The organism is Pseudoteredinibacter isoporae (assembly GCF_011602085.1).
Classification (GTDB): domain Bacteria; phylum Pseudomonadota; class Gammaproteobacteria; order Pseudomonadales; family Cellvibrionaceae; genus Pseudoteredinibacter; species Pseudoteredinibacter isoporae.
Map to the genome: position 1 here is coordinate 92797 of NZ_JAAONY010000002.1, position 23872 is coordinate 116668.

25 protein-coding genes are annotated in these 23872 nt (G+C 49.9%); 13 read left to right on the plus strand and 12 right to left on the minus strand.

All coding sequences use genetic code 11. The annotated features are described in order from the left end of the window. The first annotated feature begins 2 nt into the window (after positions 1–2). From G8768_RS09075 to G8768_RS09100, 6 genes are read left to right on the plus strand one after another with little or no spacing between them, the layout of a single operon-like run. Positions 3–1205: a type II secretion system F family protein gene (locus G8768_RS09075; protein WP_166844302.1), complete on the plus strand. Its 1203-nt coding sequence runs from the start codon at positions 3–5 to the stop codon at positions 1203–1205. A 3-nt stretch (positions 1206–1208) separates the two neighbouring features. Next, positions 1209–1766: a type II secretion system protein gene (locus tag G8768_RS09080; RefSeq protein WP_166844303.1), complete on the plus strand. Its 558-nt coding sequence runs from the start codon at positions 1209–1211 to the stop codon at positions 1764–1766. Between the two features lies 1 nt (position 1767). After that, the gene (locus G8768_RS09085; RefSeq protein WP_166844304.1) at positions 1768–2151 is read left to right on the plus strand and encodes a type IV pilus modification PilV family protein; all 384 of its coding nucleotides are present in this window, start codon (positions 1768–1770) and stop codon (positions 2149–2151) included. Continuing rightward, on the plus strand, positions 2148–2759 hold the full coding sequence (locus tag G8768_RS09090) for a PulJ/GspJ family protein (protein ID WP_166844306.1): 612 nt from the start codon (positions 2148–2150) through the stop codon (positions 2757–2759). Before G8768_RS09085 ends, G8768_RS09090 begins: the two co-directional genes overlap by 4 nt. Next, positions 2756–3685, plus strand: coding sequence for a type II secretion system protein GspK (locus G8768_RS09095; RefSeq protein ID WP_166844308.1), 930 nt, complete (start codon positions 2756–2758; stop codon positions 3683–3685). The genes G8768_RS09090 and G8768_RS09095 overlap by 4 nt, the downstream gene beginning before the upstream one ends. A gap of 3 nt (positions 3686–3688) precedes the next feature. Continuing rightward, positions 3689–4585: a hypothetical protein gene (locus G8768_RS09100; protein WP_166844311.1), complete on the plus strand. Its 897-nt coding sequence runs from the start codon at positions 3689–3691 to the stop codon at positions 4583–4585. A 25-nt stretch (positions 4586–4610) separates the two neighbouring features. Here the strand turns inward: G8768_RS09100 and G8768_RS09105 are convergent, their stop codons facing one another. From G8768_RS09105 to G8768_RS09125, 5 genes are all read right to left on the minus strand, one after another. Continuing rightward, positions 4611–5654: a lipid A deacylase LpxR family protein gene (locus G8768_RS09105; RefSeq protein WP_166844313.1), complete on the minus strand. Its 1044-nt coding sequence runs from the start codon at positions 5652–5654 to the stop codon at positions 4611–4613. 24 nt (positions 5655–5678) lie between these two features. Next, entirely contained in the window at positions 5679–6617 is a 939-nt protein-coding gene (locus G8768_RS09110; protein WP_166844315.1) for a LysR family transcriptional regulator, read from the minus strand. A 94-nt stretch (positions 6618–6711) separates the two neighbouring features. Beyond that, complete coding sequence (locus tag G8768_RS21280; RefSeq protein ID WP_166844317.1) at positions 6712–7755, minus strand: diguanylate cyclase; 1044 nt, start codon at positions 7753–7755, stop codon at positions 6712–6714. A 248-nt stretch (positions 7756–8003) separates the two neighbouring features. Beyond that, entirely contained in the window at positions 8004–8567 is a 564-nt protein-coding gene (locus tag G8768_RS09120) for a hypothetical protein (protein WP_166844319.1), read from the minus strand. Between the two features lie 190 nt (positions 8568–8757). After that, the gene (locus tag G8768_RS09125; RefSeq protein WP_166844321.1) at positions 8758–10353 is read right to left on the minus strand and encodes an isocitrate lyase; all 1596 of its coding nucleotides are present in this window, start codon (positions 10351–10353) and stop codon (positions 8758–8760) included. A 262-nt stretch (positions 10354–10615) separates the two neighbouring features. Between G8768_RS09125 and G8768_RS09130 the strand changes: the two genes are divergently transcribed. Together G8768_RS09130 and G8768_RS09135 are read left to right on the plus strand one after the other, a co-directional pair. Continuing rightward, positions 10616–11182, plus strand: coding sequence for an RNA polymerase sigma factor (locus G8768_RS09130; protein ID WP_166844323.1), 567 nt, complete (start codon positions 10616–10618; stop codon positions 11180–11182). 30 nt (positions 11183–11212) lie between these two features. Next, positions 11213–11617: a DUF6768 family protein gene (locus G8768_RS09135; RefSeq protein ID WP_166844325.1), complete on the plus strand. Its 405-nt coding sequence runs from the start codon at positions 11213–11215 to the stop codon at positions 11615–11617. An 11-nt stretch (positions 11618–11628) separates the two neighbouring features. Here G8768_RS09135 and dnaQ read toward each other — a convergent pair whose 3' ends face one another. From dnaQ to G8768_RS09150, 3 genes are all read right to left on the minus strand, one after another. Next, the gene (gene dnaQ, locus G8768_RS09140; protein WP_166844327.1) at positions 11629–12324 is read right to left on the minus strand and encodes a DNA polymerase III subunit epsilon; all 696 of its coding nucleotides are present in this window, start codon (positions 12322–12324) and stop codon (positions 11629–11631) included. 241 nt (positions 12325–12565) lie between these two features. Continuing rightward, a complete protein-coding gene (gene rnhA, locus G8768_RS09145) occupies positions 12566–13006 on the minus strand; it encodes a ribonuclease HI (protein ID WP_166844329.1) in 441 nt (146 codons plus the stop codon). A gap of 56 nt (positions 13007–13062) precedes the next feature. After that, a complete protein-coding gene (locus G8768_RS09150) occupies positions 13063–13950 on the minus strand; it encodes a methyltransferase domain-containing protein (protein ID WP_166844331.1) in 888 nt (295 codons plus the stop codon). Between the two features lie 163 nt (positions 13951–14113). Here G8768_RS09150 and gloB point away from each other — a divergent pair, with 163 nt between their 5' ends. Further along, on the plus strand, positions 14114–14887 hold the full coding sequence (gloB, locus tag G8768_RS09155) for a hydroxyacylglutathione hydrolase (protein ID WP_166844333.1): 774 nt from the start codon (positions 14114–14116) through the stop codon (positions 14885–14887). 133 nt (positions 14888–15020) lie between these two features. Beyond that, positions 15021–16604, plus strand: coding sequence for a lytic transglycosylase (locus tag G8768_RS09160; protein WP_166844335.1), 1584 nt, complete (start codon positions 15021–15023; stop codon positions 16602–16604). Here the strand turns inward: G8768_RS09160 and G8768_RS09165 are convergent, their stop codons facing one another. Beyond that, entirely contained in the window at positions 16605–17210 is a 606-nt protein-coding gene (locus G8768_RS09165; RefSeq protein ID WP_166844337.1) for a hypothetical protein, read from the minus strand. A 249-nt stretch (positions 17211–17459) separates the two neighbouring features. On the opposite strand from G8768_RS09165, the gene G8768_RS09170 reads away from it, so the two are divergent. From G8768_RS09170 to G8768_RS09180, 3 genes are all read left to right on the plus strand, one after another. Then, complete coding sequence (locus G8768_RS09170) at positions 17460–18743, plus strand: TolC family outer membrane protein (RefSeq protein WP_166844340.1); 1284 nt, start codon at positions 17460–17462, stop codon at positions 18741–18743. Between the two features lie 216 nt (positions 18744–18959). Continuing rightward, complete coding sequence (gene lexA / locus G8768_RS09175) at positions 18960–19559, plus strand: transcriptional repressor LexA (RefSeq protein ID WP_166844342.1); 600 nt, start codon at positions 18960–18962, stop codon at positions 19557–19559. Between the two features lie 54 nt (positions 19560–19613). Then, positions 19614–20027 carry a SulA-like leucine-rich domain-containing protein gene (locus tag G8768_RS09180; protein ID WP_243749470.1) on the plus strand — a complete coding sequence of 138 codons (414 nt, stop codon included), beginning with the start codon at positions 19614–19616 and terminating at the stop codon, positions 20025–20027. 49 nt (positions 20028–20076) lie between these two features. Here the strand turns inward: G8768_RS09180 and G8768_RS09185 are convergent, their stop codons facing one another. The 3 genes from G8768_RS09185 to topA form a co-directional block, all read right to left on the minus strand. Next, a complete protein-coding gene (locus tag G8768_RS09185; protein ID WP_166844343.1) occupies positions 20077–20340 on the minus strand; it encodes a hypothetical protein in 264 nt (87 codons plus the stop codon). 98 nt (positions 20341–20438) lie between these two features. Further along, a complete protein-coding gene (locus G8768_RS09190) occupies positions 20439–20921 on the minus strand; it encodes a hypothetical protein (RefSeq protein WP_166844345.1) in 483 nt (160 codons plus the stop codon). Further along, positions 20921–23572: a type I DNA topoisomerase gene (topA, locus tag G8768_RS09195; protein WP_166844347.1), complete on the minus strand. Its 2652-nt coding sequence runs from the start codon at positions 23570–23572 to the stop codon at positions 20921–20923. Before topA ends, G8768_RS09190 begins: the two co-directional genes overlap by 1 nt. Positions 23573–23872: the final 300 nt, after the last annotated feature.

The following is a 23872-nucleotide window of genomic DNA, read 5'->3' on the forward strand; positions in this document are numbered from 1 at the left end:
CAATGGCCAGTTACTGCTACCAAGCGATCAATGCCCAAGGAAAAATCCTGAAGGGGAATGTTTCCGCCGAAGATGAGAGCCAAGCCCAGAGCCTACTCAAGGATCAAGGGCTGACCATCATCAGTATTGAGCCTGGACAGCACAAAGTATTTAGCTGGAACAGCTTCAGTTTGCAGAACCGTCAGCTCAATCCCAAAGAGATTTTGCTCTTCACCCGCCAGATGCAGAGTTTTTGTGAAGCTGAAATTCCGGTGAAGCAGTCCATTCAATCTATTATTAAACACAGTACCGTTGAAAATCTAAAGCACTGCTGCAGTGACATTGCTCGCCATCTGGACGAGGGGCAAAGTTTAAGCAAAGCTCTATTATTGAGTAACGGCGGTTTTGATGAGCTCTATCTGGCTCAGGTTAAAGCTGGTGAAAAATCTGGCAAGCTGAGCGAAGTGCTGGATTCCCTTGCCCTGCATTTGGAAGATCAGCAAGCACAAAATCACAAAATACGAATGGCCAGCCTATACCCAAGCATTCTCTGCGCGGTGGCTCTGTTTATTATTACCTTACTGCTCAGCACGGTATTGCCAAAGCTGATTCAGCAATTGCAAGGTCAGGAAAATTTACCGTTGTTGACGAGCTTCATGATTGGGTTCAGTGATGTTATTCGCAGCTATGGCCTGTATGCTCTTCTCGCCGCAATCGGCATGATGATAGTGAAGCGGTGGATGTTTCCCGATACCCGCTGGCGGCTGGCCATTGCCGAACGTATTCCGGCACTGAACAAACTGTTGCGCCTTCGAGATTCCAGCCGGTATCTGGCAACACTCAGCGTCTTATACAAAGCCGGCATTCCGCTCGCCGAAGCGGCAAAATCTTCGGCGGAGCTTATTCGGGGCAAAAGATTACGCGGGATATTAAGCCAGGCGGAAGATCAACTCAGAAGCGGAAAGCGACTGAGTGAGCTGCTACAACAGAGCCAGTTGTTCAGTCCTAACAGCCTATTGCTTATCAGCAATGGCGAGCAAAGTGGTCGGCTGGCTGACATGCTGGATAAAGCGGCAAAAGAAGAAAAGTCCGAATTGAATCAGGGAATTGATCTCGCACTGGCCCTGTTGGAGCCCCTGCTGATTACCTTGGTCGGCGGCTTTGTTTTTATCATCGTGCTGGCCATCTTGCTTCCTCTTATGCAAATCAACAGCCTGGTCGCCTGAACCATGAGTTGCCGCAAGCCACACGCATCCAAACTCCGAACCGCTGTGGGCATGAGCCTTTTGGAAGTTATGCTGGTGCTTTCAATTCTTGCGTTAGCCAGCAGCCTAATGATATTTCGCTATTCACCCAACACATCAAATCAGCAATGGCTGAAGCTGGAACAACTGCTGCACAGCAGTCGGGATCAATCTTTTTACCAGCAGGATACCATCAGGCTCAGCTGCGACAGCAAGGGTATCCAGCAGCAGCGCTTGAAAGACAGCGGGCCAAGCGCCGTACCCGGACATGGGGCAAGCAGCTGGCAATGGCAGAATACAGACAAACAACTCAAATTGAATTCGACCGTCTGTTTGTTTGGCTCGGCCAACAACCGTTGTACCCCCTGCCCGATTTCCGATTCCTCAAATCGCTTTGAAATTGTCTTTCGTGACGGGCTAGCCAATAAAAGCCTGCTGCTTTTGGATGCTTCGAATCGTGATACCCAATCAAGTATTCAAGCGAAGGAAGGCTTAAGAATCTATGCTCATGGCCATATTGAGCTGCTCGAGTCAGGTGAATAAAATGAATAGCAGCGGCGGTCAAAAAGGCTTGTCCATGATCGAGGTGCTCGTGGCACTGGCGATTTTCTCTGGCACCGTCGTGCTCGCACTGTCCAGCCTGCAATTTCAACTCCATCGCCAGCATAAAATCACTCAACAACACTTGGCAGCACAGTTAAGCAATAACACCGTGGCAGATTTGCAATTAGGAGCCCGCAGCTGGCCCAACAACGAAACCAATTACCCAATTACATTTTCGGATATCGATTGGGAGGTCAAACTCATCCCCGTCGCTTCACCCGCAAATAACTGGCAACGCTTGCGCATTGAAGTCATTCATGAAGACAGGCTCCTTGCTGAACAGAGTGTCTATCGCCAAAGCACCTCAGGTTCTAGCAGCTTATGAAACGTTTTGATAGAAGCATCGCAATTCCCGGCAGCTCCCCCTGTTTCAAAAGGCAGCTCGGATTGACCTTGATCGAAACCCTGATCAGCCTCGCCATACTGGCCTTGATTACGTTTGCGGCCACACAAGCCCTTCAGCGGGCTTCATTGCTTAAAGATAAAATCGATTCGCAATCAGAAAGCCTGCAAGCGCAGTTCACCCTGGAACAGCTCATCAGCCGAGACATATTAAACAGTGAAGCCCTTATCTGGCCCAGCAGCCAATGCCCAGACTCTACGGAATGCTTCGAACTCAAGTTGCAAAGTAAAGTCTTCCAAAGCATCCATGAAAGCCCCGAGTTTATTCGTTACCGCTTTGACAACGGTCACCTTTATCGAGATCAAGCAAGAGAGAGCCATGAATGGCAAAGCATTGAGTTGAAACACAAGCTCAAGTCAGTTCGCTTTTCAGTTTACCGACAGAAACATTGGCAAAGCGTCTTGAATCCAGTGAGCACCAGTGATTCCAATTCGGATGCTTTGCCCGATGACGCCAAGGTAAATGCTCTGCGTATCGATTGGCACCCTGAAGACATGTCCAGCTACCAGCAAACGGTAATGTTGCCATGAGCTTCTATCTAGCCCGCAAGCCCGATAAAGTTCAGCAATCCGGTGTCGCATTAATCCTGGTTCTGTTTTTGGTTGCCATTGTCAGCCTGCTTGCGGTCAATGCCGGCGAAAAAACCTACCAGTTGCAACATCGCTTAACTATGCAGAAACAACAACAAGCGATCTCGAACGAGCAAATCGCCCTCGAGGCTTTTGCTCTATCCCAGTATTCTGTGCAAATTCGAAACAGTAACATCAGCTCATCGAAACAAGCGTGGCAACAACCTCTTACCCTGCCCTTCGAGGAAAGCCACCTGAGGGTTCAGCTTATGCAACAGCCGGCTTGCTTTAACCTGAGCAGCTTGATAGGCATGAACGTTGAGCAGCTTCAATACAGCACAACACTCCAACAACTTTTATCTCTGTTGGAAAACCTGAACAGCCCAGGCCCTTTAGGCGACCTCGAAAACATTCTCAAAGCCAATGAAACATTGCCTGGGTCTATAAATGACATCAACCCAATTGAGGCCAAACAGGCACTGGAAGAATCCTTGCGTGTACAGTGGTCAGACAAGGATTGGCAGAAATTCGCGCCATTTATTTGCTACCTGCCCAGCCGATATTCACGCTGGAACATTAATGGCTTTGACAAGACCCATGTCCCACTGCTCAAGGCCTTACTGCTCAATCAGTTGCAGGACAGTGGTATTGAAGAACTGATCGACATCGCCCAGGCAAAGGGCTTTGACAGCAATCACAGCTTTTGGCAGCAGGAGAGTCTGAAAGCCATGGCCATTCCCGCGCAGCTTAAATTACAATTGCGGGTGAAATCCGAGTACTATTGGCTGAACACACAGATCCGTCGTAGTCACAGTCGGCTTGAACAATGGTATTTTTTACAACAACAAGGCTTAACCCTGAAAAGGCTCCACCGCTATAGGACATGAGGCATGGGCAATTTATACATCTACATTAAGTCTTCCGTTGAATGGCTGGTTATGGAACACGATAACATCGTTTCCAGCGGCTGCCTGAACATGGCTCAATCCAGTATCAATAAAAACCAAAGCCAGCCCCTTCAAGCCCTCTTGCCCAAGGAATTCGCGAACCTCCCCTGTCATGTGATTATTGCTGCAGAACACAGCATCTCATTGGCTGCAGAGCTCGATTGCCCTGAGCGTCACGCTCGCTCCGCGAGTCTTTACGCACTGCAGGAGCATTGCAGCCAGCCCAGTGACAGCTTGCACTGGCATTTTCACAGCTACCAAGGCTCACATATCATCGAGGCCATTAATAAAGACTTGTTCAATAATATTTACCTCAGCCTGGAGGGTTTGGCTTTGGTGGATGTGCGTTTTGATTACCAATTGATGCCTTGTGATACCAAAACTGCCGAAGCCTTGTGCCTTGGACAACGCTTGTTGTTAAGACTTCCCCAAGTTAATGAGAATGAATTTTCCCGGCACGCCTACAGTGTCCATAAAAGCTGGGCAAAAACCTGGTGGAAGTCGTTCAGTGAAAGTCCACAACTGGGCCGATTAAAATTGTACGGCTGTATTGAAGAATTCACCGCCTGCTTCAGCGAAAAGGAAAAGATGGCATTGAAAGAACGCAGTGTCGATCTGGACCTGTGTGAACCCTGTGCCGCAGCCGATCTGGAACAATTACTTTGCTATCAGCAACATCGCCGGGTGAACTGCAATGGTAAAGGTAACTTGCTCAGTGCCATTCACCCGGCAACCGCAAATACTTATCGCCTGAGCCGCCCGACGAAGCCCATTCTGATCGGCGCCTACACCCTGCTGGCTGCGAGCGCCATGTACTGGGGAAGTCAGCTTCTGACTTAAACTCTGCTTTTAAAGCTGCCGCAATTTAAAAACTGTAACTCAATGATACCGAGCCGTAAGATTGACCTTCCTGCTGCTGTTTAAACTCTTTGCTGCGGAAGACATGCGAATAGGATAGTTTCCAACGCTCGTAGATGACCGCCACACCCAACGCCGCATCTCCAACAACGTATTCCTTGTCCACGGAATGGCTCTCTCTGAAAGTATTTCCGTCCAGAAAAATATTGTTGGCCACCAGACGAACATCCGTAGCCATAAAACCATAGACATGCCAATCACGATCCAGAGGATTGCCCAGACCCGGCGCACTGTTATCACCACCCGGGCGCAACGTTGAAACACCAAAATCGTTTGGCAATCGGTAGCCAATCCGGAATTCACCACCCGCATTAAAATAGGAACTCACATTACCAATACTGCCACCCCAGTGATTGATAAAGTCCATATCAATCACTCCCCAAAGGGCTTCATCGGTAATTTGAAAACGTCGTTTACGCTCAAACACCAGCTGTAAACCGAGTTCATTTTCGAGCTGGTTATCCCAGCCTTGGAACAAGGCAATGTTACGTTCAGCGTGAATAAAATCCTGCGCTTCCTTCGCTTTGGCCCAAGGGCCGACAACACCAATGTTCAGTTCCACTGAATGCAGACGGTCATCCACTCGGGCCTGATAGCCGATCCCGCCATACAGCCAGCCGGCGTAGGGACGATCGTTTGGATCAACCGTTTCACGCTCCCGATCAGTCGGCGTAAACATCAACTGCCCCGTGCTAAGAATCATATTGCGCTGCACCTGCTGGCTGCCTTTTTTCGGCGGGCTCGGGTGAATGGCTTTCAGCAGTTTGTTCAGCCTGTTTACCCAGGGGTAAGCATCTTCTCTTTTGGTGAGAAAGCTATCGACATCAGGTGAAATAAACGAAAGGCGAACGCCATTGGTATAGTTGAGGTCTGTGCCGGTAAACAAATCGTTCTCAAAATAGAGATTTGCCGTCCAACGATCTTCGGCCTGCACCTGAGCTGAGCCGAATGTTACGGTCGCCAGCGTCAGCGCCCCCAATACCTTTTTCATTGCGTTCCTTAAAATTGTTAATGCTCAGTCGACGGTTTTCGCCACTTCCGCAATCAGGCGACGCAACCATTGATGAGCCGGGTTGTTCTGCAGCAAGGGGCTCCAGGCCATCTTTAATTCCAGTGGCGGAATTTCAAAAGGCGGCTCTTTGATGACCACTCGACTGTTTTTACTCTGTAAGCGCGCCGCCCTGCTCGGAATCGTTACCACCAAATCTTTTTGTTCGGCCAACAACATGGCAGCCTGATAATGGCGGGTAAATACGGTGATTTCCCGTTTGTGCCCCGCTTTGGCCAGAGCCTCGTCAACCCAACCCAACCGTTGTACATCGCTCGGGTTTACACCGACCCCGACACCCATGCCGGTTTTGCTCACCCAAACGTGCTTGGACTGCAAATATTTCTCCAGATCAAAATCGTGCCTGGCTGGGTTTTTCTTACTCATCAGGCATGAAAAACTGTCGCGCCATACGGTCAACTGGTGGAACGACTGTGGCATGGAGTCAAAACGGTTGATCACCATATCCACTTTACCCTGCTCCACATCCAGAAAACTCACATCACTGGGTGTCATAATGTCCAGGGTCACGCCTGGCGCATCATTGCGCAGACGCTTCAGCAACTTGGGAAACAGGGTCGACTCCGCGTAGTCGCTGGCCATGATACGAAACACTCGCTCACTGCCATTCGCGTCGAAGTCTTCACGGGGTTGTACGGCTTTTTCAATATCCGCCAATACCGCCCTGACCTGGGGTTCCAACTCTGTTGCACGTTCTGTGGGGGTCATGCCCTCGCTGGTGCGAACCAGCAGTGGATCATTGAACAGCTCGCGTAAACGCTTCAGGCCATTGCTCATGGCCGGCTGACTGATGCCTAACTGACTGGCAGCTTTGGTGACATTGCGCTCCCGCAGAAGCACATCCAAATAGACAAGGAGATTGAGATCAATTCGAGAGATATTCATAAGCGACACTTTATTTCAGCGGCCGCCATTATTCACCAAAGATATGACAAAGTCCATCCACATTAGGTATATAGATACCACAGGAAAGCCCAACTCACGCTGAACGACAGCTCAACTCAGCCTCGGGAAACGAACCAACGACACGGTTCCGCCCTTCTGTTTTAGCCTGGTAAAGGCGCTGGTCCGCACAGCGGTAAAGACCGTCGAGGTCATTGGCATCAAGCAGAAATTCAGCAACACCGATACTCACAGTGACCGACAAATGCTCTTCACCCTCGGTGAATTCAGTATTTTCAATGGCCTCTCTAAGGGATTCAGCCACTCCGCTGGCGGCAGATAAGCCGGCTCCCGATAGGATAAGACAGAACTCTTCCCCGCCGACTCGAAAACCGTAGTCGGTCTGGCGACTGTGTTCGCGGATCAAATCCGCTACCGCGATTAGAATTCGATCACCCACATCATGACCATAACGATCGTTAACCTGCTTAAAATGATCAACATCGATCAGCAAAAGACTCAGTGCAATTTCATTACGCTGTGCCACGCGAACTTCCCGCTCAAAAATCTCCGCGAGCCTCAGGCGGTTGTACAAGGACGTTAGCGAGTCCTCTGCTGCCATTTTCATCAATTGTGCCTGGGAGCGTTCACGATTCACTTCGTAAATGTGAGAAAACACCCAGATCAAGGCACAACACAGCACCACATTTAAAGTACTGCTCAAGGTCAACACGACCATCTCCAGTTCAAATCGCAAAAGGAAGACCACAATCGTGCAAGCCACATACGCGGCAGTAAACCTCAAACCAAGATAACTGCCCAAGGTCAGGTAGGAAATCAATGGCAACAGAAAAATCCAGACGAAAACCGTCGGGCTTGTGTTCGGCATGAATAATATGAACATCATGATGCTGTAGAAACACAAGATAAAACCGACGCACCAGGCCTTGAGTTTTTTAGTGTGGGCCAGCTGATAATAGGTAAAGCCCGCCGCCATCGCAGCGACAAGTTCGATGCCTGCAATCAGGTACAAGCCCCGAATGGAATTAACAACCGTAAAAATGACACCGCCCCAGGCGGTAAACAGACTTAAGGCGCGAATCACCGAGCGTCGATGGGGAGACTCATCATAGAAGGCCACGAACAGACTCCCGACCCACAAATACGAATGATAACGATGAAGCAAAGACCCAGAAAGAGAGGGACAATAAATTATTATAATATGGCATTTTTACCCAAAGCATTCCTTGCAAGGCTTATTCCATAGTGCGTGCAGAGTTCTTGTTCAATGCACGAGGGCCAGTATACGCCATTATCAGGAAAATGCTTTGAATGAGCTGCCAAACGGTAGTCAGCTCATTATAAAATTGTATTTTGAGTTAAGAGAAATTACTCGGAGAGCACAGTGACGTAGTCAAAGGCTATATCTCGATCCAGGTAGGCCATTCCCAATTTATTCAGATATTCCAAGCGATCAGCCTTTCGCAGATCAATCTCTGGTGCCAGCAAATCGCGCTCTTGGTACAAGCCTGCAACGAATGCCATATAGGCTTCACCTTCAGGAATCAAAAGCAAACTTGCAGCACCCACATCCGGTTTAACCTGGGCTTTAAGCTCGTCCGGCAGACTCAATGCCAGCACTACGGCTTCTTCATTGCCCTCTACGCGTACACTGCGATCTCTTACTGTCTGCTTTGCCCAATAATAGGCCAGTTCTTTACTCTGGGTAAGAAACACCGGCTCGATGGACTCTGTATAGCTGTTTCCAATGGTTGCCATGGTTTGTTTGGCTGCCTGCTTCATCGCTTTATCACCCGAACGATTCAGTCCGTAGGCCTGAATAGAACCAAGTAAGGCTGAAGAGGTTCCGTGATACCAAACGTCCCCGCAGGCAAAGCCCGCTTCCGTCAGGGTCTCTTTGGCATCTTTTAAATAGGCTGGAGTATCATTCATGATCACAGTCACTCAATCATTTATCGTTTAAACAGTTAGGAATTCTACCCTAGTTTCGCCAGCAACAAGACGCTTTCTTTTATCAAGGCTCTTTCTACAGCTATAAAAAAAGCGGCGCCTGTTTAAAGGGGCCGCTTTTTATCAAGCTCTGGCCCGCCCCCACTGAAGGAGCGATGCCAGACCCGTTCAATTAGCCGAACTGGTTAGAGGTGTTTTTAGCACCACCAGCTTTCAGAGCGTTCTCACCAGCGTAGTACTCTTTGTGATCGTCGCCCAGATCGGAACCAGCCATGTTCTGGTGCTTAACACAAGCGATACCCTGACGGATCTCTTTACGCTGTACGCCAGCAACATAACCCAGCATACCTTGCTCACCGAAGTACTCTTTCGCCAGATTATCAACAGACAGCGCAGTGGTGTGGTAAGTCGGCAGAGTGATCAGATGATGGAATACGTTCGCTTCGCGAGACGTGTCCGCCTGGAAGGTCTTAACACGCGCATCGGCCGCTGCAGACAACTCGGAATCGTCGTACTCAGCAGACATCAGGTTATCACGATCATATGCGGATACATCTTTACCTTCAGCAGCCCAAGCATCGTAGGTTTGCTGACGGAAGTTCAGAGTCCAGTTGAATGATGGAGAGTTGTTGTAAACCAGTTTCGCATCAGGGTGAACCTTGCGAACTTCGTCCATCATACCTTTAATTTCGTGAACGGTTGGAACCGCAGTTTCGATCCACAACAGGTCAGCACCCGCATTGATTGCTTCGATACAGTCAAATACGCAACGCTCATGACCAGTGCCCTGACGGAACTGATACAGACCTGAAGGAAGACGCTTAGGACGGACCAATTTGCCATCACGGTTGATAACAACATCGCCTTCAGCCATCTCAGAAACATCGACTTCTTCAACATCCAGGTAAGAGTTGTATACATCACCCTGATCACCAGGCTCTTTAACCACAGCGATTTCTTTGGTCAGGCCAGCACCTTCAGAGTCAGTACGGGCAACGATCAGGCCGTCATCTACACCCAGCTCCATGAAGGCGTAACGCAGAGCACGCAGCTTCGCATGGAAGTCGGCGTGAGGTACGGTTACTTTGCCGTCCTGGTGACCACATTGCTTTTCATCAGCAACCTGGTTTTCAATCTGCAAGCAGCATGCGCCCGCTTCAATCATTTGTTTGGCCATCAAGTATGTGGCTTCAGCATTACCGAAACCGGCATCGATGTCTGCAACAATTGGCACAACGTGAGTTTCGTGATTATCAATTTGATTCTGGATCTCAGCCGCTTTAGCGGTATCGCCAGCTTCGCGAGCCTTATCCAGCTCACGGAACAGGCCACCCAGTTCACGTGCATCAGCCTGACGCAAGAAGGTGTACAACTCTTCTACCAGACTCGCAACTGCAGTTTTCTCGTGCATAGATTGGTCAGGCAGAGGACCGAAGTCAGAACGTAAAGCAGCAACCATCCAACCCGACAGGTACAAGTAGCGACGCTCGGTAGTTCCGAAGTGCTTCTTGATGGAGATCAGCTTCTGCTGACCCACAAAACCATGCCAGCAACCCAAAGACTGGGTGTACTTGGTTTTGTCTTTATCAAACTCAGCCATGTCGCGACGCATGATACCAGCGGTATATTTAGCGATGTCCAAGCCAGTTTTAAATTTGTTCTGTGCGCGCATGCGAGCAACAGATTCTGGGTTGATAGCACTCCAGGAGTCGCCCATTTTGTCGATGGTGGCGGCGGCGGCCTGGGTATCATTTTCGTAAGCGGACATGATCGTTCCTCAATATCAGAGTTGGGATTGCTATAGTGCCCAAGCGGGCTGACAAGGGGCCGGCTGTATCGCTGGAATTACCCTCATCTCGACTATGAGCTTAGTCTATTGCGAGGACTTACATAATTGAAATCGATACTACCAATATTTGGTATTCACCAAATGTATGGAGAACTTTTGCGACCTATGCCAACCGGTTATAGGGCTACCCCGTCTATTAAAGACAAATCAGCGAATCAGTGAGCCAATCAGGATTTAAGCTTTGAACAATAGTGTAGCGCCTCAATTAACCAGCAGTCCTGCCCAGATCGAGCTCTGGGTACTTGAGGCCCAAGCTGGAGACCAGCAAGCCATCGCCAGGCTTTATCAGCACTTCGCAAAGGCTCTGGAACGCTATGCCCTGCTGCAATGCAGCAATAAAGAACTCGCATTTGATGCCTGCCAGGACAGCTGGGAAAGCTGTTGCCGCAAACTCAAGCAGTTACAAGACCCCGCAGCTTTTCGCGCCTGGATTTTCCGAGCCGTGCGGAATCGCATTACCGACCTGGCACGCAAAGGGCTGGCCGAAGACCAGCGTAAGTCTCACCTGGAACTTGAGCAGGAACAGCACATTGCCGAAGACCGCAATCACCCACTTGAAGAGGGGCTGAACCTTTGGAAAGCGGTGAATGCCTTGCCCTTGCAGGAGCGACAATGTGTCTACCTGTTTTATCAGGAGGAATTCAGCGTGAAGGAAATTGCCCTGACACTGGGCATTGCCGACGGCACTGTTAAATCTCAACTAAGCCGTGGACGAGAACATTTGCGCAGTGCCTTGAGCACACTGTAAAACCCGAATCATAGTCACGAGGACCAACACATGGATATCGACAAAAAATTGCGTGAACAATTGAACAAAGAAAGTGAACAACTTGATGATTTGTTACGCGCCGATCGGGGGCTGTTTGGCCGCATTATCGACAGCTACCACAGCAGTATGAGCTTTTGGATTGTCTACAGTCTGTTTTTCGCCACACTGATCGGCGCAGTATTGTGTTTCTGCGCCTATCAATTTTTTATGGCCGGCGACCTTAAAGATATGGTGTTCTGGGCAACCTTGAGCCTGGCCTGCATGATCGTAATGGCGCCGCTGAAACTGTGGCTATTGAATGAAAGCGGACGTCAGGCTGTGCTGCGGGAAATCAAGCGAATGGAAATTCGAAATGAGCAAAAACTCGCTGCCATTGAACAAATACTGACGAAAAGCAGCAGCGAGAAATGTTAAGCAGCGTCCGCCTAGCGGCGCCAGAGACAGTCTTCCCCAAGGCTGTCCAACTTTTGTTCATGCAATTGCAGCTCATCAGCATTGGCGCTTACCACGCGAAGAGCCGGACGAGAGGCATTCAGGCGACGAATTGCCGAGCTTTGACCCGCTGCATTTTCTTCCGTTTCAGCACCCAATGACAACATGGTTTGTCCACCTGTCATCATCAAATAAACGTCGGCAAGAATCTCGGAATCAAGTAATGCGCCATGAAGCACACGGCCAGAGTTGTCCACACCGTAACGCTTACACAAAGCATCCAGAGAGTTGCGCTGTCCCGGGTGCTTATCGCGTGCCATCACCAGCGTATCAATAACCGAGCAATGATCATCGACGCGACCATGCCCCTGCCCTAACAAAGCAAACTCATGATCAATAAAGCCAACATCAAAGGGGGCGTTGTGAATGACAAGCTCGGCACCGCGAATAAATTCAAGAAAGCTGTCCGCAACATGTGAGAACACCGGCTTATCAGCCAGAAATTCATTGGTGATACCGTGAACTTCAATCGCTTCGTCTTCAACGATACGCTGGGGGTTGATGTACTCGTGATAGTGACGGCCGGTCAACTTCCGGTTCATCAGTTCAACACAACCGATCTCAATAATGCGGTGCCCTGATTTGGGGTCAATACCTGTGGTTTCAGTATCTAAAACGATTTGGCGCACGCGGGTAAGCTCCTGACGGCTTGATCTGTATCGAAATTAAGTCAAACGTTGAATGTTTATGCAAGGCCGCATTTTACTACAGACTCAAAGCAAGTACACGCGCCCGCACAACGGCTTTTAAAGCCATCGGGCCTCCGTACTGACAAAGGCCCAGGTGGTGATAATTCATCACCAAGTTTAAACCTATAGCGACGGGCACACTCCCCGGTTACCAGGAAAACCCGGAGGGGATGAAAGGGATTTACTTGGGAATACCCTGATTGGCCAATGCATCAGCAATTTCATTCTCACGATGACCGCTGTGCCCTTTGACCCAGCGCCACTCCAAATTATGGCGTTTGGTTTCGTCATCCAATTGCTTCCAAAGATCCGCATTTTTAACCGGTTGCTTGGCGGCGGTTTTCCAACCATTTTTCTTCCAGTTAAACATCCACTGGGTAATTCCCTGTCGTACATATTGGGAATCCGTAGTCAGTACAACCTGGCAAGATTGCTTAAGCGCTTTAAGGGCTTCGATAGCTGCCATCAACTCCATGCGGTTGTTGGTGGTTTCTCGCTCCCCACCGCAAATGCTTTTTTCGGTGTCGCCGTAGCGCAGTAAAGCCCCCCAACCTCCAGGGCCAGGATTGCCTTTACAGGCGCCATCGGTAAAAATTTCTACTGTTTTTAATGCTTGATTCAAGGATACAACTCTTAAGAATTTAAAATTATCAAAGTATGCACCAACAGTATCGCGAGCTATTTATGTGCCGGCGATGTTGGTTTTGGGTTCGTGACGACCAATTTCGGACCACTTCTTTTGGCCTGGCGACCAATAGCGCTACTCGCAAATTGCTCAGCACTCTTCGGCTTTTGCCAGCGAGGTTTAATCGCGTTCATCGCAAAAACATCATTACGAGCAAGCAGTGTGTAAGAAGCCCCCCAGTTCAATGCGCCCAACTTCTTGCCCGCGCTCTCCATCCAACGACTGCGATTCAGAAGTGTTTTATTCGACAGTGGCAAGCGATAAAAATGAGGGATCAATTGTAAAGGCTCCAAACCTAATAACTGAAGCCAATCCCGACTTGCACGCGCTGTCAAAAAGCGACGGCGCCAGAGCTGACTCGATTGAGTGAAACGAGCAAGGTTGGAGATCAAGCCGTATACGCTCAATGGATTAAAACTGGTGATCACCAAATGACCATGATCGATTAGGACTCGCTGAGCTTCACGCAATAACTCATGGGGATTTGAAGAAAATTCCAGACAATGATGCAGCAGCAAAACATCGACGGAATCGGTCGCCAGAGGCAGACGACTACCATCAAAAGGCAATGGCGAAAAACCATCGACTTTCATATCTTCTGAAACCACATTATCCAGAGCATCCAACTGGATCATTTGAATTTTGTGGTTAATTCGACTCTCACCGGTGAAATCATTTTGGCGAAGATGGCTGAAAGAACAAAGATGATAACCAAAACGATAACGCAAAAGCTCATCAATGCTCGCCCTTTCCTCCTCAATAATCGCCTGCCCCAATGGAGTGCCTGCCCAGGTAGCCATATCTTCCGCAAGGGCATTTGGCGAAAGCGGCACATTGGCACGCTGATGTAACCATTGACGACATTGTTGTACAAGACTCACAATAAAGCCCTTTGCTTAAGTTGAGGGTCGGTAGCCAGACCCACGGAATTAACGGCGCCCCAAAGCGTCGAATTACTATAACAGAAAATAGCACAAACTTGATGGAGAGCCTGCGCATAAGGGTTCGCCGTCAAGGCCTGAGACCAGAGGAGTTCCCAGCACCATGGCCTACGAAATCAGCCCTATTGCCGCTTTCGATGACAACTATATTTGGCTGATCGATAATGGCCAGATTGCAGCAGTTGTCGACCCGGGTGACGCCAAGGTCGTTCTCCAGCGTTTAAAAGAACGCGAACTTGAACTGACCGCAATTATCAACACCCATCACCATTATGATCATACCGGCGGTATTGCTGAACTCTGTGAGACCTTTCCAGGCTGCACCGTATATGGCCCTGTCAGCCAGCCCCTAAGTCAGCATCATTGCCAACAGGACGATGACGTAGAAATTCTGCCCGGCTTAAACTTCAAAGTGCTGGAAGTTCCAGGGCATACCCTCGACCATATTGCATTCTATTCCAATGATCTCAGTCCCTCTGTACTGTTCTGTGGCGATACCCTGTTCGCGGGTGGCTGTGGGCGAATGTTTGAAGGGAATCCTGAGCAGATGCAAAGCTCACTGGAGCGACTTGGGTCACTCCCTGGCGAAACATTGGTTTACTGCGCCCACGAATACACTTTAGGCAATCTCAATTTCGCTCTGGCCGTGGAACCTGGCAACCAGGATTTAGTCCAACGCATGGAAGAAACCAAAGCTCTGCGTGAAAAATCCGAGGCGACGGTGCCATCTGTCTTGTCTACTGAGCGAGCAACCAACCCCTTTATGCGTTGCCGCGAGGCCGATATACAGAAAGCCGCCAGTCAACGGGCGAAAAATATTGTCTCAAATCCGGCGGAAACCTTCGCAATATTGCGTAAGTGGAAGGATAATTTTTAGCAAATCAGGCTTCTAAGCCAGGGCTGTTGCTTTCTACCTTGGGCGAATTGACCCAAGGGCATGGGCGCTCTAGAATCGGCGCCTATTTCGATAATAAAAAACTATTAATACTGACCATTAGTTGTACTGCCCTATGCTTAGATCGCTTTCACTCTCCGGCTTGCTCTTATTGCTGGCTGGCTGCGGACAGCTTGTCCAAAAACCAAGCTCCACCGCCCACAATGAGACGCTACCCGAACAAGCTGAAACGGTCGCCGAAGCTGTCGATTCCGAAAAAACCGAGACTCAACTGGAGCTGGTAGACAACACTCCGGAAACGCCCTCAGAAACGGCCGAAGAAGTTATCGAAGCCGATCTCTGGCAACACATTCGCGATGGCTACCGCCTCAGCCATATCGATCACAAGCGCGTTGAGACACAGAAAAACTGGTACGGACGCCACCCCAACTACATGAACCGCATCAGTAAGCGCGCCCGCCCTTACCTTTATTACATCGTTAATGAATTGAAGCGCCGGGACATGCCAATGGAGTTGGCTCTGCTGCCCATCGTTGAAAGCGCTTATGACCCCTTTGCGTATTCCCACGGTCGGGCATCCGGCCTGTGGCAGTTTACACCGCCAACCGCCAAGGACTTTGGACTGCACAAAAACTGGTGGTATGACGGTCGACGAGATATCGAAGCCTCCACTCAGGCCGCTCTGGATTATCTTGAAAAGCTTCAAAAACGCTTTAATGGCGATTGGCTACTGGCACTGGCCGCCTACAATGCCGGCGGCGGCACGGTAAATAAAGCGATCAAGCGCAACAAACGCAAAGGCAAACCGGTCGATTTCTGGTCTCTGCGCTTGCCCAAAGAAACCCAAATCTATGTTCCCCGCCTGCTGGGCCTATCCAAACTCGTCGCCGATCCGGATAAAGCCGGTATCGAGCTGGTCAGTATTCCCGACGAGCCTTTCTATCGTCGATTTGACCTGGATTATCAATTGGATCTCGCACAAGCCGCAGAACTGGCTGAGCTGCCAATGGACGAATTCTACTTACTCAACCCAGCCTACAACCGCTGGGCCACAACTCCTGACGGCCCCCAACATATCCTGATCCCGATATCCCAGGCGGATTTGTTTGCAAGCGGATTGGAGAATCTGGACCAATCCGAGCGAGTGGGCTGGAAACGCTATCAGGTTCAGCCCGGTGACACCCTGGGCAAGATAGCGCGCCAACACAACTTGGGACTTAAAGAACTGAAGCGCATCAATCAGCTCTCGAGTAATACTATTCGCCTTGGCCAGGCATTGTTTATTCCAACCGCCAGCAAGCCTGGTCAGTACTACACTTTCAGCCTGAACGAACGGGTTGCCCGCAGCCAGGGTCGAGCCCAGGCCCAGCGTTACAAAGTCAGAAGTGGCGACAGCCTGTGGAGCATCAGTCGTCGTTTTGGCGTGAACTACGAAGACATTGCCCGCTGGAACAAGCTCAGTGTTAACGGCACCCTCAAGCTGGGACAAAAACTGCTGATTTACCCCAAGCAGGCACGCTACGCCCAGGGCAAGCAACGTATTTCATATAAGGTGAAAAAAGGTGATTCCATTGCAAGAATTGCACGGAAGTTTGGTACCAGCATCAAATCCATTGTGCGGAGCAATGGCCTGAATCCCAAAGCCTATCTCCAGCCCGGGCAGGCCCTGACGGTTCTGGTCGACCCGCGTCGGGGTTAATCAGCCCTCTTCAAGAAAGCGTCGGGCGACTTCTTCATACTGCGAAGATCGCTCGGCAATCGCATCAAAATCGTAAAATCGACGATACTTTTCCAACAAAGACTGGCGCAAGCGCCCTGCCAGCTCCGCATCGGCATCAAACAAGCGATCAAAATCGATCTCATACATTTGCAGGCAAACGCTGTCCTTCACATAGTGCAGTCCTCTCAATGCAGACAATCTTGCCACTGGCACAGCAATACTGCCGTGCAGGCTACTCTGGTGTTCCAACAGGGTTTTGGTCGCTGCCACAAAGCGATTGTTATCTTTGTCGAGCTCAGCGAGCAGGGGTAAATCCTGGGATTTATCCGGATCGTAATAGAGGTAGAAGTCGCTTGCTTTGAGGTAAGCTTCATCGACAATAAACGTCAGGCTGCCTAGAGGCCTTACCCTCGGCAGGTGGCCACTGTCACTGCCCTCACGCAGTTCGAAATTCATGAGTAAACGCCCCGACTTGCCCGTATGCAAGGCATGCGCCTTTTCCACCGCCAGGCAAAGCATTTTGAAATGCTGCTGATCCAGAGGCATTTCGCTGAGAGGCTTGGGCTCGGCTGGCAAGTGGTTCATTGTTCTCTAATCCTTTGATAAATCGGACATTCTCATTATAGCCACTATATAAAAAAGTAATACAGAAACCGTAATCCCTATTTTGAAGCGGCCTAACACTCAATCCGTGGGATTTTTGACGCTTTGCTACCGCCCATTCCAGTTTTCGTACTAAATGACCGTTTTTCGCTTCAATTGTGACATAAATCACAGATATGGTGTTAGAATACTCTCAACTCAAACAATACCAAAGGAAGAAGGTTACGGATCATGAAAGTTAAGCATCTTGTTGGGATGATTGGCTTGGGGGTTGTGTCACTGAGTTCAACAATTCAGGCCCAGACACTACAGGAAGCCATTCGAACCTCTATTAACTCTCATCCGGAAGTCAGTGCTGCCAAGCACGAAGTACTTGCCAGGGAACAAGAAATCAAAGGCGCTCGCGCCGGATATCTGCCTACGGTTGATGTCGCCGCCGGATTCGGACGCGAAGAAACCAAATCACCTACTACTGGCCAACGCGAAGTCGATCTCGATCGTAAAGAGACCTCGATCTCCGCTCGCCAGTTGGTTTTTGATGGTTTCGCAACGCGTTCAGAAGTTCGCCGCCAGGAAGCTCGTACCGAAAGTGCTCGTCACGAACTGAGCACCACGGAAGAGAACATCGCCTTGCGTACTGCTGAGGTGTACTTATCCATTCTCACCCAGGCCGATCTCCTCAAACTTGCAGAGGCCTCTCTTCAGGAACACAAAAGCATCTACGATCAGATGACGCTGCGCAATCAATCTGGTGTGGGCAGTCGTGCCGACCTCGATCAGATCGCCGCTCGTTTGGCTCTCGCCGAAAGCAATGTGGTGGTAGCCCAGGCAAATCTGATGGATTCTGTGACCAATTATTACCGCGTGACAGGCGTTATGCCTCAAGTTGATGCCTTGGCCATGCCAAACAACAGCATCAATCTTCCTGCCAATCTGGAAGCCGCTATTGAACTTGCACTGCAAAGCCACCCAACCCTGAAAACCGCTAATGCCGATATCGACGCTACCGTAGCCCAGGCCGAAGCCGCTAAATCCCCTTTCTGGCCAGACCTGCGTTTGGAAGCGGATGCCAGCTGGAATGAAGACACAGGTGGTGTAGTCGGTGAAGATGAGCGCCAAATCATTGCACTGCGCATGCGTTACAACCTGTATCGCGGTGGTGCCGATAAAGCTCGCCGCAAGCAAACCCAGTACTTGCTTGAAGAATCCAAGGATGTTCGCAACAACACCAGCCGTCAGGTTGTAGAAGGTCTGCGTCTGTCCTGGACAGCATTTGAGTCCATCTCTTCCCAGCTGCAATATCTGCAAGCCCACGTTGACGCCGCTCAGGCTACCAAAGAGGCTTACATCAACCAATTCAACATTGGTCGACGCACCCTGCTGGACTTGCTGAACACTGAAAACGAGGTTGTGGATGCCAAGCGCAACCTGATTCGCGCAAGCTACAACCAGAAGCTGGCCGAGTACCGCATCTACAATTCTATGGGTGTTCTGATGCAGAAGCTGTCCATCTAAACGCTGGCAAGCAATCTCACCCAAAAGGCCGGATACTCTCCGGCCTTTTTTGTGTCTCCAAATCGCTGCCCAGTCGAATTGACAAGCCTCGCCGTCTAGCAACCCGGATAATTCGCGCACTTTATGAGCAGCCAATTATTTTTAATGCTTGCTTTTTAAAAAACACTGTATAAAATCACATGTACTGTATAAATAAACAGACCAGAGGCTTGGGCCATGATCAAACTTACAGCACGCCAGGAACAAGTATTGGATCTCATCAAGTCCTATATTGATGATACCGGTTACCCACCTACTCGTGCAGAAATTGCAAAAGAACTTGGCTTTCGATCTGCCAACGCCGCTGAAGAGCATCTGAAAGCTTTGGCCCGCAAAGGTGTGATTGAAATGATCGCTGGCGCATCCCGCGGCATTCGCTTACCCATTGAGCAGCAAGGTATTCCTCTGGTAGGCCGCGTTGCAGCTGGTAACCCTATTCTGGCGGCTGAGAACATTGAAGATTACTGCGATATCCCCAGCTCTTTCTTCCACCCCAGTGCCGACTTTTTGCTGAAAGTTCACGGCGAGAGTATGCGCGATGTTGGAATTCTAGACGGCGACTTAATTGCTGTTCACAAGACAGAACGCGTTCACAATGGCCAGATTATTGTTGCCCGTATCGATGACGAAGTTACCGTTAAACGCTACGAGAAAATCAACAATCAGCCCCTGATTTACCTACACCCCGAAAATGAAGAGTTCTCGACCATTGAAGTGGATCTACGAGAACAGGATTTCAGTATTGAAGGCCTTAGCGTAGGCGTTATACGCCGCTAAACCCTAGCCCCGTAACACGCCATAGCAGCCGATATAGCCAAGAGGGACCAGACAATGAACCAAGCAATGAATCAAGCCAACTACGCGACAAGCCAGCAAGAGCAAGATGTACAGCACGGTTTAACCGAACTTGTGGTTACTCATGAACAGGATAACTATCTTCAGTGGCTGCTGCCTATGGTTGCTCACTTCAGCCAGCAACACAGTGATCGCTGGTTAACCTGGGTAGGCGCCGAGGATATCAGCAAGGAAACCCTGCTTCGTTACGGCATAGATGTTAGTCGCCTTCGCATCATTCGCCTGCGCGACAAGAGTGATACCCTGTGGGCAACCTGGGAAGCTCTCGCAGCCGGCAACAGTCACATGGTAATCAGCAGCCCAGGCGTTCTGGGACGCCACGAATACCAACAGTTGAAACAGGCTTCTGAAATAGGAAATTGCCAGGGCTTGATGCTGAGAATGCGCTGAAACACACAAAACGTAGTAGTTTGAAAGCCTACTACGTTTTGTCTACCACTTAGTGAATTTGAACCGGGCCTTGATCGGCCTCATCGATATCTTCAATACCTTCTTCCGCACGATTCGCCTCAGCAATTTCACTCGCCGCTTCCAGACCGGCCTGCACCATGGCACGGGCAACCTCGATCTTCGCATCTTGCAGGTAGAAGTTGGATTCTTCTGAAAAATGAATGGTTAACAAAGGCTCCCCTTTGTCATCTGCCCTTTGCAGGGCCACATCGCCGTTAGCTAATTCAACGATTTCAAATAAGACAGTGTCCATTAATACTCCGGAACTTGTATATGAGCGCGATTCTAACAGCTTTCAAGGATGGTTTCGAATAGTCCTGCACGAACCCAGAGGCTCAGGAGCGGATGAGATTAGTATTCTTCGTTGAGATTCAACAAGGCATCGAAATAGCGCTCAAACCCAAGCAGACAAAGCCTAAGGCTATCAGCATCCAGAGAGACTGTCTTTGCTGAGGCAATGACATTGGCAGCGTCTGTCGCAGATCCGGAAGCCCCTGGCCCGTCCATCACAGTTGGATCAGCGAGAGCAGTAAGCAAAGTCCGAAAATCAGCGTACCAGTCACTGTTTTGCAACAGATGCAGGCTTTGCGGCAAGGCATTATCAGTATCAGATAGCACATCTAAAGACGCGGCTATGGAAGCCACATCACGCCCTGATCCTGCCAGCCCCTCTGACAACTCTTTCCGCAACCAGCTATTGTGCAGGGCCTGAAGGATATAAAAGCCCCCTCGCACAAAGCTCAGTTTGGCGACAGCCGTATCTGCAGCGCAAAGCGCCTTATACTGGGATTTCGCCAATTGCAGCTGCGCAATAAAGGGGCGCATGTGCTCCATTACTTTTTACTTTTCGCGCGGGATTTGGTTTGGCTCTCAACCCATTTGCCACCTTCATAGAAGGCCTTCCAGCCCGTCGCCTTGCCGTCGATCTCGGATTGAACATACTGTTCTTTGGTCTTTCGGCTATAGCGAATAACCGCCTTATTACCGTCCGGGTCCGCGACAGGTGCACTGAACAGGAATTTGTATTTCGGGTCGATCTCACCCTTGTGTGGCAACAGCTCTTCAACGAGTGGTGCTCGAGTCTCACGATTTTTAGGGAACTGGCTGGCCGCCAGGAACATGCCTGAAGCACCATCGCGCAAAACGTAGTGATCCTCAACCTTTTCACAGGCCAACTCAGGCATTGGTACTGGATCCATTTTCGGTGGCGCGGCCTCGCCGTTACGCAAGAGCTTGCGAGTGTTTTTACAGGTTTCAGAGGTACAACCGAAGTACTTACCAAAACGTCCTGTTTTCAACTGCATTTCGCTGCCGCATTTATCACACTCAAGGGTTGGGCCATCATAGCCCTTAAGCTTGAAGCTGCCCTTCTCTACTTCGAAGCCACTGCAATCCGGGTTATTACCGCAGATATGTAGTTTACGTTGCTCATCGAGCAGGTAACTGTCCATGGCCGTGTCACATATTTTGCAGCGGTGCTTGTTGCGCAGCTGTTTGGATTCGGCTTCATCGTCTTCGTCAAGGTTCAGAACTTCGTCACCGGACACCAGATTCATTGTGTGCTTGCAGCGCTCCTTTGGCGGCAAGGCATAACCGGAACAACCCAGGAACACCCCGGTACTGGCGGTGCGAATCTGCATATGGCGCCCACACTGACTACACTCAATATCAGTTTCAGTCGGCTGATTGGCGCGCATGCCGCCGTCTTGAGCCTGGGCCTGGGCCAGCTTCTGGCTAAAATCTTCATAGAAGTTATTCAGCAAGGTATCCCATTGCAATTCGCCTTCGGCGACCTTGTCCAGGGATTCCTCCATATTCGCGGTAAAGCTGTAATCCATCAGATCCACAAAGCTTTCGCTCAATCGTTCGGTCACGATATCGCCCATCTTCTCAGCGAAGAAACGGCGGGACTCTGTGTGAACGTAACCACGATCCTGAATGGTGGAAATAATCGAAGCGTAAGTTGACGGGCGGCCAATACCGCGCTTTTCCAATTCTTTTACCAGGCTGGCTTCGGTGTAACGAGCCGGCGGCTTGGTAAAATGCTGTTTCGGGTCCAGTTTCTGTAATCCCAACTGATCGCCAACTTTCAGCTCTGGCAGCACCACATCTTCTTCTTTTTTGGACTGTGGCGGCTGAACCTTCATAAAGCCATCAAAGCGAATCACACGACCGCGAGTACGCAACTCGAAATCACTCGCCGCCAGCGCAATTGATGTGCTGGTAAATTCCGCGGGTGGCATCTGGCAAGCCACAAACTGGCGCCAAATCAAGGTATACAAACGCTCGGCATCGCGTTCCATACCTTTCAGCTGGGTTGGCTGCACATTCACATCAGAGGGACGAATAGCTTCGTGGGCTTCCTGAGCCCCTTCTTTGCTGCTGTAAATACTGGCTTTTTCCGGAAGATAACGTTTACCGTATTCTTCAACAATAAAATCCCGGCAGCTGGCGATTGCCTCCTGGCTCAAATTGGTCGAGTCAGTACGCATATAAGTGATATAACCCGCTTCGTATAACCTTTGGGCCATCATCATGGTCTTCTTCACCGAGAAGCCCAATCGAGTACTGGCCGCCTGCTGAAGCGTAGACGTGATGTACGGCGCCCCAGGCTTAGCCTTGGTAGGCTTATCATCGCGCGAAACAACTTGATAGCTGGCGTCCTGTAACTTGGCAACAGCTGCCATGGTCTGCGCTTCATTGACAGGCTTAAACGCCTTGTCGTTTTCTTTTTTAACCTCGAAACGGATTTTCTCGCCGTCTTCGGTTTTCAAGTCCGCAAAAATATCCCAATATTCTTCAGGGATAAAGGCACGAATTTCACGCTCTCGCTCAACCACCAAACGTACGGCGACAGATTGAACTCGACCCGCCGACAAACCACGAGCAATTTTTTCCCACAATAACGGGGACACCATGTAACCCACAACTCGATCCAAAAAGCGGCGAGCCTGCTGGGCGTTCACACGATTTTGATCAATGGGGCCAGGGCTTTTAAAGGCTTCCTGAATGGCGGACTTGGTAATCTCGTTAAACACCACACGACGATAGCGGGAATCGTCTCCACCGATCGCCTCACGCAAGTGCCAGGCAATGGCCTCCCCCTCTCTATCCAAGTCCGTCGCGAGATAGACAGTGTCGGCGTCTTTGGCCAGGGCTTTCAATTCGGCAACGACTTTCTCCTTGCCGGGCAAAATTTCATACTGGGCTTCCCAACCATTTTCCGGGTCAATACCCATACGGCTGATTAACTGTGCCTTCGCTTTGCGTTGCTTGTGTATGATCTTATCTTCAGGCGACAACTTACGAGTGATGGCCGCTTGCCGGGCGCGCTCTTTGGCGTCCACGGGCGCTTTTTTGCCGCCGGAGGTGGGCAGATCGCGGATATGACCGACGCTGGATTTAACGACAAAGTCTTTGCCAAGATATTTATTGATTGTTTTGGCCTTGGCAGGCGATTCCACAATTACCAGGGATTTTCCCATATTATCCTTCTTAACAAATACACTTACTTGCAATCACACGGTTGGCCCAGTTGGGTAGCTCTGCTCTATATTCATTCAGGCCAAGGGGCGCATATATATAGGCAAGCGACCTTTTGGTCAAGAGCCCAACATCAAAGTGGTGACATTTTGACCAACGGGCATCGTCCAAAATTGCAAATCATAGACGGTACTGGAACAAGTCCTTTTTTAGGAATACCATAATTCCGTTCGATTTCAAGCCATAATTTGATTCAACTAAAGCCGTATTATTTGCGGCCGATGATTGTATAGGCCGGCTAA